General features: G+C 67.0%; 12 protein-coding genes. 4 read left to right on the top strand and 8 right to left on the bottom strand.

Annotated features, from left to right (window positions below; translation table 11 throughout):
• Positions 1-93: 93 nt before the first annotated feature.
• Positions 94-1,137, top strand: a complete 1,044-nt coding sequence (gene pdhA, locus DVW87_RS07845) for a pyruvate dehydrogenase (acetyl-transferring) E1 component subunit alpha (RefSeq protein WP_114687252.1) — start codon at positions 94-96, stop codon at positions 1,135-1,137.
• A 1-nt stretch (position 1,138) separates the two neighbouring features.
• Entirely contained in the window at positions 1,139-2,557 is a 1,419-nt protein-coding gene (locus DVW87_RS07840) for a pyruvate dehydrogenase complex E1 component subunit beta (protein WP_114687251.1), read from the top strand.
• Positions 2,558-2,606: 49 nt separating this feature from the next.
• Here the strand turns inward: DVW87_RS07840 and DVW87_RS07835 are convergent, their stop codons facing one another.
• The 3 genes from DVW87_RS07835 to DVW87_RS07825 are packed head-to-tail and all read right to left on the bottom strand — an operon-like array spanning position 2,607 to position 5,859.
• Entirely contained in the window at positions 2,607-3,284 is a 678-nt protein-coding gene (locus DVW87_RS07835) for a TadE/TadG family type IV pilus assembly protein (protein WP_239017819.1), read from the bottom strand.
• The gene (locus tag DVW87_RS07830; protein WP_114687250.1) at positions 3,269-3,880 is read right to left on the bottom strand and encodes a TadE family protein; all 612 of its coding nucleotides are present in this window, start codon (positions 3,878-3,880) and stop codon (positions 3,269-3,271) included. The genes DVW87_RS07835 and DVW87_RS07830 overlap by 16 nt, the downstream gene beginning before the upstream one ends.
• Entirely contained in the window at positions 3,877-5,859 is a 1,983-nt protein-coding gene (locus DVW87_RS07825) for a pilus assembly protein (RefSeq protein WP_239017818.1), read from the bottom strand. Before DVW87_RS07825 ends, DVW87_RS07830 begins: the two co-directional genes overlap by 4 nt.
• A gap of 138 nt (positions 5,860-5,997) precedes the next feature.
• Between DVW87_RS07825 and DVW87_RS07820 the strand changes: the two genes are divergently transcribed.
• Both DVW87_RS07820 and DVW87_RS07815 read left to right on the top strand, forming a co-directional pair.
• The gene (locus DVW87_RS07820; RefSeq protein WP_114687249.1) at positions 5,998-6,654 is read left to right on the top strand and encodes a squalene/phytoene synthase family protein; all 657 of its coding nucleotides are present in this window, start codon (positions 5,998-6,000) and stop codon (positions 6,652-6,654) included.
• Positions 6,655-6,713: 59 nt separating this feature from the next.
• Positions 6,714-7,190: an EF-hand domain-containing protein gene (locus DVW87_RS07815; protein WP_114687248.1), complete on the top strand. Its 477-nt coding sequence runs from the start codon at positions 6,714-6,716 to the stop codon at positions 7,188-7,190.
• 22 nt (positions 7,191-7,212) lie between these two features.
• Here DVW87_RS07815 and trmFO read toward each other — a convergent pair whose 3' ends face one another.
• The 5 genes from trmFO to DVW87_RS07790 all read right to left on the bottom strand — a co-directional run bounded on the left by trmFO (position 7,213) and on the right by DVW87_RS07790 (position 11,330).
• Positions 7,213-8,529 (bottom strand): methylenetetrahydrofolate--tRNA-(uracil(54)-C(5))-methyltransferase (FADH(2)-oxidizing) TrmFO, encoded by a 1,317-nt coding sequence (gene trmFO, locus DVW87_RS07810; protein ID WP_114687247.1) that lies wholly within the window; start codon positions 8,527-8,529, stop codon positions 7,213-7,215.
• 15 nt (positions 8,530-8,544) lie between these two features.
• Positions 8,545-9,132, bottom strand: a complete 588-nt coding sequence (locus DVW87_RS07805; RefSeq protein WP_114687246.1) for a hypothetical protein — start codon at positions 9,130-9,132, stop codon at positions 8,545-8,547.
• On the bottom strand, positions 9,129-10,145 hold the full coding sequence (locus tag DVW87_RS07800; protein WP_114687245.1) for an SRPBCC family protein: 1,017 nt from the start codon (positions 10,143-10,145) through the stop codon (positions 9,129-9,131). The genes DVW87_RS07805 and DVW87_RS07800 overlap by 4 nt, the downstream gene beginning before the upstream one ends.
• Before the next feature lie 54 nt (positions 10,146-10,199).
• Entirely contained in the window at positions 10,200-10,739 is a 540-nt protein-coding gene (locus DVW87_RS07795) for a GbsR/MarR family transcriptional regulator (protein WP_114687244.1), read from the bottom strand.
• Between the two features lie 84 nt (positions 10,740-10,823).
• Positions 10,824-11,330, bottom strand: a complete 507-nt coding sequence (locus DVW87_RS07790) for a MarR family winged helix-turn-helix transcriptional regulator (protein WP_114687243.1) — start codon at positions 11,328-11,330, stop codon at positions 10,824-10,826.
• Between the last annotated feature and the right edge of the window lie 46 nt (positions 11,331-11,376).

Raw genomic sequence — 11,376 nt, 5'->3', positions numbered from 1 at the left:
TCATCGCGACAAAGCTTTGCTCGGGGCGTTGCCGAACCCGCCGCTTGGCGCTTATAGGCGGCGTTCCTTCCCCAGGAACAAGGGTTCACGTCCGTGGCAAAAGCCCCCGCGCGTCCAAGCGCACCTCCCGTCCCGAACCGCGAGCGGCCGAACGAACCGGCGCCGTTTCAGGCGACAAAGGAGGAGCTGCTCGACTTCTACCAGCACATGCTGCTGATCCGCCGCTTCGAGGAAAAGGCCGGCCAGCTCTATGGCCTCGGCTTTATCGGCGGCTTCTGCCACCTGTATATCGGCCAGGAAGCCGTGGCGGTGGGCCTCCAGTCCGCGCTGGATGGCGAAAAGGACTCGGTGATCACCGGCTACCGCGACCATGGCCACATGCTGGCTTATGGCATCGATCCCAAGGTCATCATGGCCGAGCTCACGGGGCGTGCCGCCGGCATCTCCAAGGGCAAGGGCGGGTCGATGCACATGTTCTCGACCGAGCATAAGTTCTACGGCGGGCACGGCATCGTCGGTGCGCAGGTGTCGCTGGGCACCGGGCTTGCCTTCAAGCACAAATACTCGAACGACGGCGGCGTGTGCCTCGCTTATTTCGGCGACGGCGCGGCCAACCAGGGCCAGGTGTACGAGAGCTTCAACATGGCGGAGCTCTGGAAGCTTCCGATCATCTACGTGATCGAGAACAACCAATATGCCATGGGCACCAGCGTGAACCGCGCGTCGGCCGAAGACCAGCTCTACCGCCGCGGCGAGAGCTTCCGCATTCCCGGCATCCAGGTGGACGGCATGGACGTGCTGGCCTGTCGCGGTGCCGCCGAGGAGGCGCTCGCCTGGGTGCGCGCGGGCAAGGGTCCGATCATCCTCGAGATGAAGACCTATCGCTATCGCGGCCACTCCATGTCGGACCCGGCCAAGTACCGCAGCCGCGACGAAGTGCAGGCGGTGCGCGACAAGTCCGACCCCATCGAACATGTGAAGCGCCTGCTGGAAGAGCAGGGCGTCAAGGAAGACGAGCTGAAGAGCGTGGAACAGGCCATCCGCAAGCAGGTGAACGAGGCGGCGGACTTCGCCGAGCAGACGCCGGAGCCCGAGGCGGGCGAATTGTACACGGACATTCTGGTGGAGAGCTACTGAGATGGCGATCCAGATCAAGATGCCCGCCCTTTCCCCCACGATGGAGGAGGGCACGCTCGCCAAGTGGCTCGTGAAGGAAGGCGACCAGGTCAAGTCCGGCGACATCATGGCCGAGATCGAAACCGACAAGGCGACCATGGAGTTCGAGGCCGTCGATGAAGGCACCGTCTCCCGGATCGTCGTCGCCGAGGGCACCGACAACGTGAAGGTCGGCACCGTCATCCTCGAGCTGACCGGCGAGGGCGAAGAACCCGTCGCGACCGGTGAGGGCAAGTCCGAGATGGAAGCGCCGCGCATCGAGCAGGGCGAAGCGGCCGACCAGAAGACCGAAGCGACGCCCGAGCCCAAGCAGGCCGAGACCGGCGCGCGCCAGATGTTCGAGGCGGCGAAGAACGACGCGACGGTCGCTGACCCGGAAGTGCCGGAGGGCACCGAGATGGTGCGCGTCACCGTCCGCGAGGCATTGCGCGACGCGATGGCCGAGGAAATGCGCGCCGACGACCGCATCTTCGTGATGGGCGAGGAAGTTGCGCAATATCAGGGTGCCTACAAGGTGACCCAGGGGCTGCTGGACGAGTTCGGCGACCGCCGCGTGATCGACACGCCGATCACCGAATACGGCTTTGCCGGCGTCGGCACCGGGGCGGCGATGGGCGGCCTGAAGCCGATCGTCGAGTTCATGACGTTCAACTTCGCCATGCAGGCGATCGACCACATCATCAACTCGGCGGCCAAGACGAACTACATGTCCGGCGGCCAGATGCGCTGCCCGATCGTGTTCCGCGGCCCCAACGGCGCGGCGAGCCGCGTTGGCGCGCAGCATTCGCAGAACTACGGTCCGTGGTACGCGAGCGTTCCCGGCCTGATTGTCATCGCTCCGTACGACGCGCAGGATGCCAAGGGCCTGCTCAAGGCCGCGATCCGTTCGGAAGACCCGGTCGTGTTCCTGGAGAACGAGCTGCTCTACGGCCGCACGTTCGAGATCCCCAAGCTGGATGACTGGGTGTTGCCGATCGGCAAGGCCCGCATCATGAAGCCGGGCAAGGACGTGACGGTCGTGTCCTATTCGATTGGCGTCGGCCTGGCGCTTGAGGCCGCCGAGACGCTGGCGGGCGAGGGCATCGACGCGGAAGTGATCGACCTGCGCACGCTGCGCCCGCTCGATCGCAAGACGGTGCTCGAAAGCCTCAAGAAGACCAACCGCATGGTGGTGGTAGAGGAAGGCTGGCCGACCTGCTCGATCGCGTCGGAAATCGCCGCTTTCGTAATGGAGGAAGGCTTCGACGATCTCGATGCGCCCGTGCTCCGCGTCACCGACGAGGACACGCCGCTGCCGTATGCCGCCAACCTCGAGAAGCTCGCGCTCATCAGCGCGGACAAGATCGTGGCGGCGGTGAAGAAGGTGACGTACAAGGCCTGAGGCGCTTCTCGCCCGGGCCGTGTGCCCGGGCGAGAACTCGCCGGCGCGCTCAGCAGGTCTTGGGCGTGACGCCGGCGACCGGATAGATGCCGCTGTTCGCCCCGCCGGTGTCGCGCCGGTCGCGGACCATCATCGACGCGATCTCCGTGATATTCTGGTCGGCGAGCAGCAGGCGCGTGGCACTGATCAGCGGCTTGTACTCGTAATACACCTCGACGAACATCGTGACGCCGTCCTGCGGCGCCACGGCCTGACGGCCGGAGGGGCCCATGCCATCGAGATTGGTGGCCCCGGCCACGCCCCATGCGGAGGCATGCGACGTCTTGGAGCCGGCGCATCGCTGCCACCGGATACGCGACTTGTTCGCGGTATTCGGGGCCGGCATGGATTCAAGGCTGGACACGATGATCCGGCCATTGCGCAGGAGATCGAGCTTGCCCGACTGCAATTGCGCGCCGTCCACCAGATCGTAGATGTCGGATTCGTAGATCTTCTTCGCCTCGCGCCGGGTGCCGGCGCCGATGCGCGCCGCATTGTCCGCCAGGTGCAGCGCAAGCTGGCTGATCCGCATGCGGATGGTGATGTAGTTGGTCAACTCCGCCCCCGTCAGGCTGAGCGTCAACAAGATAGGCAATACGAGGGCGAATTCGATCAGCGCCACGCCGCGGCGCGCGCGATACAGCCGGGAGAGAAGAGCCCTGCCGCGGCGCATCAGCAATTCCTCCATACCGTCGCGCCGTAGCTGTCCTGGTCGTTATAGGGCTGGTTGCGCAGGATGGTGGTGGCGGACACCGAGTTCTTCCAGCCGACCCGCTTCAGCATCTTCCACAGCGGAAAGAAGGGCGTGAACGTCAGCGAGACGGTGTAGAGCGTGGCATCTTTGGCGCCGCCCTGTCCGGCATTGCCGCCGTCCGCGTCCCAGACCATGTTGCCGTTGGCGTCGCCGTAGCGCTCGCCCGCGTCGCACGTGCCGTTGCCGTTGGTGTCGTCCCAATCCTCCGGCGTTGCGGCCGCCGCTTCCGAGAAGGTGCGATAGAAGCGCCGCTTGAACTGCGGCGTGACGTTGCTCGCCAGCTCCCGGACCTGCCGCGTGACCGTGGCATCGATCACGTTCTGCTGCGTGACGGTGTTGCCGGACTCCAGCGTGGCATCGCGCGCCGCCTTCTGGACGACGCCTTCCAGCGCCGTTTGGAGATACAGGGTATGGGCGATGTCGAAGGCGCCGACGAGAAACAGGCACAGGACCGGCGCGACGATGGCGAATTCCACCACCGTCACGCCGCGCCGATCGCGGCGGAGCCGCCGGGGGAGGCCGTTCCTCACTTCGTCAACCGCAGCTGGCTGATGTCGTCGGCGATCTTGCGGAACGCCGCCTCGAGTTCATCCGAGTCACTCGCATCGAAGAAGTAGTCGGGCGAGGTGGCGCAGTTCTGAAGCCGGGTCTTGGTGGCCGATCCCGTGCCGTTGCCGAAGTTGATGACCCACAGGGTGATACCCTTGGGGTTGTTCTTGATCGCCGTGCACAGCGCCGCGAAACGCCGGTTCACCTGATCGTTCAGGGTCGTCTGGTTGGGCGCCGAGTTGGTGCTCGTCTGCCGCCGGTCGAACCAGGGGAGACCGTAAGCGGTATAGTCGTAAGCCTGGGTTTCCGTCTCGCCATCGGTCATGAAGATGATGTGCCGGTCGATCTCGCCGCCGCGATCGGTATACTCGTTTTCCGAGCGGAACAGGCCGGTCGGCCACATCAGACGAGCGCCCCACAACAAGCCGATATCGTGATAGGTGTTGCCGGTCGCGCGAAGGCTGTCGACATAATTGTCGAAGTCGGTTGCGCTGTCATAGCTCTGCAGCTTGCGCGCCGCCGTCGGGCAGAAATAATTCGGGCCGTTGGCGATGCCGTTGTCGTTCGTCTGCAGCGGCGTGAGGCTCCAGTTGTTCGTGTTGGTGATGGCGGGGCTGGTGCTCCTGGACGAGCGCTGGAAGATCGCATAGCGCAGCACCGGACCCCATTGTGTGGACACGTCCGCGCTGGACGGCGTCAACTCGAGGTCCAGGTCCTTGGCGTCGGTTGGGATCGGGGTGTAGCTGGTCGTGCGCACCGTCTGGCGTTCCTCGACGCAGCCGTCCCAGGTGAGGAAGCGGTCGGCGCCGTCATTGCCGATCGGCAGGACGAGGCCCGACGCCCAAGTGCCGTCCGAGTTCTTGAGGCCGGGCACGCGGGTGCCGTCCAGCCGCGTCCAGCCGTTCAGCGGCAGCCGGTTGGCATTCTGGTGGTCTGGCGCCTGTGGATCCATGGCGCTCGTCGCGCCATAGTTCCAGGTCGAGAACGTCTGGCCTGTTGGCCGCCTCTCGAAGGTAGTGGTTGTCGTGACGATGACGCCCGAACAGGTGCCGCCATTCGTGTTCGTCCAGGTGACGTTGGTGACTTCCGTTTGCGTTCCTGTCTTGGTGTTGCCGCTCTCGGTTTCGCGATAGGGCTGTCCGTAAAGCGCCTGCGCGTTTGCCTTCGTGCAATAGTTCTCCGGTACGTTGGTTCGGCTGGCGCTCTGGTTGTCGGGCTTCTGCCCGGTCTGCACCCAGCCGTAGCTGGTGGTGTAGCTCGGCCAGCGCGACTGATAGTACCAGTTGTCCGCCATCCATTCCGGTTTCAGCAGCCGGCCGACGTTCACGTTGGTGGAATAGGGCACGAAGCCGAAGCGGATCTGCACCTGGTCGCCCGTGCCGCCGCTCGGCGCGCCGCCCGAGCACTCCGCATCGGTGTCGAGCCGGGCGACGATCTCGAAGAAGCATTTCACCGATTTCTTGAGCGCATCGATCTTGATGTCGCTGTCCCCGGGGATCGGGCGGGCCATCGAGCCGGTGGTATCGAGCACGAACATGATGTCGGTATTGGGCAGCCGCATCTCGGCGTCGCAGGCGACGCTGACCGTCTCCTGCGTCCGCCCCAGCACCCGCATCAGCGTCATCGGCACGACGGCAGAGGCCGTGCCGGAAACCTTGCCGGCCGTCTCTGAATAGGCCTTGATGATCGAATTCGAGCCATAGGCGTTGGGCGCGATGTTGGCGTTGAAGAAGCGTTCCGCCTGTAAACGCGGGGCGTAGTTGCTCTGCGCCCAGGTGCCGCCGCCCATCGCCTTGCGCCCGGCCAGCGCGCCCGCGTCGCAGGCATGCTGGAGGCGCGTCTTGACGATGTACATGCGGCTGAGATCGATGCCCCCGCCGACCATGCCGATCAGCGGGATCATGGCGGCGGCGCCGATCGCCAGCGTGTTGCCGCGCACATCGCGGGCAAGCCGCGCCATGAAGGAGCGGTCCTCCCCAGCCATATCGTGCCGCGTTTCGTCCATTCCCTTGCCCCACCGGTCTTCAAGCTGCCGCGTGCACCCACGGCCCCTAAGCCTCCTTGACAGTCCGAGGTTAACAAGGCGCATACCCCGGCGATGACGGTTGATCCCCGGTCCGCCTTGCCGCTCGCATATTCGCCCGCCGCCGCGCGCGCCGGCCTCTCGGCGCTGCTGGACCTTGACGCGCGACTGGGCGCGATCCTGCGCGCCACCGGCGAGCCGCTGGTGGGGCAGATGCGGCTTACCTGGTGGCACGATGCGCTGGCCCGGCTGGACACCGCGCCGCCGCCGGCCGAGCCGGTGCTGCAGGCGCTGGCCGCCCATGTCGTGCCGGAGGGCGTGACCGGACGGGAACTCGCGCAACTGGTCGAGGGGTGGGAAGCGCTGCTGGAGGACGACCTCGACGAGGCTGCCTTGAACACGCATGCGAGCAGGCGCGGCGCTTGCCTGTTTGGGTTGATGGCCCGGCTGGCGGGGGCGGCCGGGAGCGATCCGGTGGCGCCGGCAGGGCGGGGCTGGGCACTCGCCGACCTTGCCACGCACATCACCGATCTCGACGTCGCCGCCCGGGCGCGGGCGATGGCCGTCCCCGCATTGGACGCTGCCCGCACCCATCGCTGGAGCCGGGCGGGCAGGGGGCTGGGCGCGATGGCGCGGATCGCTGCGCACGACCTCGAACATCAAGGCGAAGGCGGCTGGCAGGGAATGCGCCACGTCGCGCAGCTCGTCTGGCATCGATTGACGGGACGCTGACCCTCGGCTTTGTTCAGCGGAAGAGCGTCTCGGACGCGACAGGGGTGGGGAGAACGAGGATGTGGCGCTATCTGGTGGGCGCGGTAGCGGCGCTGCTGCTGGCGGGGGCGGGCGTGATCCTGTTCAACTCGCGCGCGCGGCCGCCATCGCCCCTGCCGGCCGCCGCGCCGCCCAAGGCCACTACCGACGAGGCGCAGGAGACCGCCCTGCCTGATACGCTGCCGGAGGCGACCGCCAAGACGCGCGAGGAGAAGCGCTTCGGCCGCTATGACAAGAACAAGGACGGCAGCATCACGCGGGAAGAATATCTGGCCTCGCGCCACAAGGCCTATGCGCGGCTCGATACCAACCGCGACGGCGTGCTGTCGTTCGAGGAATGGTCCGCCAAGACGATCGCCAAGTTCGCGACCGCGGACGGCGATCGTTCGGGGGCGATGAACCCGGCCGAATTCGCGACAACCGCGGCGAAGCGAAAGGCAAGGCCCAAATGCGTCTGCGCGCCGGCGCCCAGGGAGAAGGACGAGGCGGAGGACTGACCCTCGCCCCGTACCGATTCGCCTACGCCGCCTGCCACCCGGCAAAGGCGGCGCGGGCACGGTCGGTGTACATCTTCTTGCGGTCGGCCTTCTTGGTGCGCCCGGGAATGGGGGGCATCAGGCCGAAATTGATGTTCATCGGCTGATAGGTGTCCGCCTCCGCCCCGCCGGTGATGTGGCTGAGCAGGGCGCCCAGCGCCGTCTCTACCGGCGGCGGCGTCATCTCGCGCCCGGCCAGCTCGGCGGCGGCGAAGCGGCCCGCGAGCAGGCCGATCGCGGCGCTTTCTACATAGCCCTCGCAGCCGGTGATCTGCCCCGCGAAGCGGATGTTCGGGCGGAACTTCAGCCGCAATGTCGCATCCAGCAGCTCGGGCGAGCGGAGAAACGTGTTGCGGTGCAGCCCGCCCAGCCGCGCGAACTCGGCGTTTTCCAGGCCCGGAATGGTGCGGAACAGGCGCACCTGCTCGGCATGTTTCAGCTTGGTCTGGAAGCCCACCATGTTCCACAGCGTGCCCGTGGCATTGTCCTGCCGCAGCTGCACCACGGCATAGGGCCAGCGGCCGGTGCGCGGATCGTCCAGCCCGACGCCCTTCATCGGCCCGAACCGCAGGGTTTCCGGCCCGCGCTCCGCCATCACCTCGATCGGCATGCAGCCCTCAAAATAGGGCGTGTTCTTCTCCCACTCGCGAAATTCGGTCTTCTCGCCATCCACCAGCGCCTGGACGAAGGCGTGGTATCGATCGCGGTCCATCGCGCAGTTGATGTAGTCGGAGCCTTCCCCCTTGTTCCAGCGCGACTGGAACCAGGCCTCGTCCATGTCGATGCTGTCGCGATAGACGATGGGCGCAATGGCGTCGAAAAAGGCGAGGGCGTCGCTTCCGGTGGACGAGGCGATGCTCGCCGCCAGCCCCGGGGCGGTCAGCGGGCCGGTCGCGACGATCGCCGGCCCTTCGGCCGGCAGGGCATCCACCCGCTCGCGAACGACCGTGATGTTGGGGTGCGCCGCCAGTGCCGCGCTTACCGCGGCGGAAAAGCCGTCACGGTCCACCGCCAATGCCGATCCGGCGGGCACGCGGTGCGCGTCCCCCTCGCGCAGGATGAGCGAGCCCAGCGCACGCATTTCCTGGTGGAGAAGGCCAACCGCGTTGCTTTCCGCGTCGTCCGAGCGGAAGCTGTTGGAGCAGACGAGCTCGGCCAGGCCGTCCGTCTGGTGGGCGGGGGTCATGTCGCCGCTCCCGCGCATTTCGGAAAGCTTTACCTTGTGCCCGGCCTCGGCGAGCTGCCAGGCGGCCTCGGACCCGGCCAGCCCGCCGCCGATGATGTGAATGTCGTGCGTCATCGGTGCGCCTTGCCGTCATTCGGCCGGAACGGCAACGATCTCCTCGAACCAGACGCCCGAGCGGACCACGGCGGCGCAGGCCAGGCCCGTGATCAGCAGCGCGATGGTCGGCGAGGCGCCGGCATCGAACAGGCCGGCAATGGCAACGCCCATGGCCCCGCCCGTGACTGACCAGGCAAGCGGGTGGCGCGCCCTCTCCCAGCGTTCGCTGGCGAAACCCATCACCACCGTGCCGAGCAGCACCGGCAGCAACGCCAGCACCGCGCCGAACGGCACGACGATGGCCGACAGGAGGACGGCGCCGGCCAGGCCCGCTACTGCGGAGCCCGTGGTTCCGTGCGCCGCCAGCCCCTCGCACGCCATCGCCGCAGCAAAAAAGATCGGCCCCGCCGCCGTCAAGGCCAGCAGCATGTGCCGGAATGCATGGACGACGATCTTCGGGGCGGGCGCGTTGTCGATGTCCGGCACGGCCGGCAGCATCGGGCCGTCGCTGTCCGGCAACCAGTCCGCTTCCGGCGCGAGCCAGAACGCGCTCGGGCATTGCCGGTAGAGATCGGCACGCTGGCGCTCGGCCAGGCTCGGCATCTGGGCGTCGATGGTCATGCTGCGTCTCCCACGTGCGTGCCGGCAGGCCGCTCGGCACGGGCCTTGATAATCGCCAGCAGGTTGTTCTCGAGATCGCCGAGAAACAGCTCACCCCACAGCGTCGCATAGAGGTTGACGGGCGTGGTGATGCGATACCGGGTATGCAGAAGAACGCGGGTGCGATTGGGCCCGAGCGGCTCCAGGCGGTAGCCGCCGGTGGTCACCCGGAAGTATGGGCTGTCCGGCATCAGATGGCGGTCGGTATAGCCCCAGCCGGCCATGTCATCGAACACGAAGCGCCAGCCGATCTCCCGGCCGGGTACCCAGGCCGTGATCTGCTCGCGAAAGCGGATGTGCTCGCCCCAGTCGGCGAAGCGGGTCGCCCCGATCCCCCGACCGACCAGCCGCGCGGCGACCGGACGGGGAACGCCGATTACGTTTTGGGTGAGGTTCCAGCGTCCCTCGCCCGGCCGCACATCGGGGATGCCGCGCAGCATCGGCCAGAGTGCCGCCGGCGGCGCGTTCACCACGATCGACCGGGCCACGACCGGCTCCGCCACGGGCAGGGGAACGCCCGGCTCGACCTGCATCGCAACGAGCGGAACGGCGATCAGCGCCACGCAATAGGTGCGGCCCTCGCCGGTCCGTCGGCGCAAGCGCCAGGTGAGTTCGGTGCCGATCAGCCCGCTCGCCAGCCACAAGGGCGCGAGCAGCACGACGCAGATCACGCCTTCGTGCAGCAGGAACACGGAAGCGACCACGACTGCGCCGAGCAGCCACAGCGGCACAGCCAGATAGAAGCGGTGGCTGCGCTCCTTCCAGGGGTCCGCGACATAGGCGATAAAGGCGCACAACGCGGCGGGCAGGGCGAGCAGGAAGGAAAAGCTCACCAGCCCGTCGTTCGGACGCGCCGCCTCCATCAGCATGTAGAAGCCCAGCGCGAACATCAGCGCCGCGCCGATCGCCGCACCGATCCGGGTGAGGGCGGGACGGATCGGATGACGTGGAGACTCATCGTTCACTGCTGTCATTCCTTTCCGGAAAGAGCGAAATCGCCGCGCGTGCGTCGAGGGCCGGGCTGATCGTCAATCCTTGCGGGTAGGCAGAAAGCGGGCGACCCTGCCGCCGAGCTTCATCAAGGCGACAAGCGTGGGCCTGGGCAGCACGCGCACCTGATCGTACCAGTCGCCGAGCGTGCCCAGGAACTCATGCATCCGCGAAACGCGCTCGCGCAGGTGCGCCGGTGCGCTGCTGTCACCGCGCAGCCGTTCGGCAAGGTCGCCGAGCATGGCAATGGTGGGATCGATCTCGCGCTTCTTCCGCTCCGCCGCGATACGCATCAGCATCTCCCACAGGTCCGTTTCGGCGACGAAATGGTCGCGGCGATCGCCTTCCACATGCACGCGGCGGACGATGGCATAGCCCTGCAACTCGCGCAGGGCGGTGGACACGTTGGACCGGGCGAGCCCGAGCGCCTCGACGATCTCGTCCGCCGTCAGGGGGTGGTCGGAAAGGTAGAGCAGCGCATGGATCTGCGCGACGGACCGGTTCACGCCCCAGTGCGTGCCCATCTCGCCCCAGTGCAGGATGAAAGCCTTGGCGTCCGGGTGATCGGCTGTGCGCATCTGCCGTCCTTTCTGTCAAAACAGAAATAACGGAAGGCGAGTGACGGAGTCAAGCCGTTTGCGGCACCGCCCGCGTTTCGGGATTCAGTCGCGCAGTTGCTCGATGCGGGGGCGCTCGCCCTCGGGGATAAGGCCCTCCAGCACGGCCCAGAACCCGCTCACCGCCTGCTGGCCCGCACTGGCATAAGCGGCGGAGAGCCGTTCGCGCAGGGCATCGAACAGGTTGTTCTCCAGATCCCGGCCCACATCCGTGAGGCGCAGCAGCCGCTGGCGCCGGTCGCGCTCGCCCTGGCGCACTTCCACCAGGCCGCGGTCCACGAGTTCGGTCAGCACCCGTCCCAGCGACTGCTTGGTGATCGACAGATGGCCGAGCAACTGGCTCACCGTCAGGTCGGGCTGGCGCGAGATGAAGTAGAGCGCACGGTGATGCGCCCGGCCCATGCCCTGCGCGGCGAGACCCTGATCGATGCTTCGCGTCAGGTGGGAATTGCCGAAGTACAGCAGTTCCAGTCCGCGTCGAAGTTCGGACTCGCGAAGGAAGAGCGGGGAGGCGGGCGTTCCGGTGGCGGCCATGTTGACCGCCTCTGCCATCGGGCTTAGGCGGCTGCAACCCACCAGACGGCTTCCACGTCCGTCT

The organism is Sphingomonas aracearum, from assembly GCF_003345355.1.
In the GTDB taxonomy this organism is placed as follows: domain Bacteria; phylum Pseudomonadota; class Alphaproteobacteria; order Sphingomonadales; family Sphingomonadaceae; genus Sphingomonas; species Sphingomonas aracearum.
Note: the sequence above shows the minus strand (reverse complement) of the source record. Positions and strands in the feature narration are given on the sequence as shown.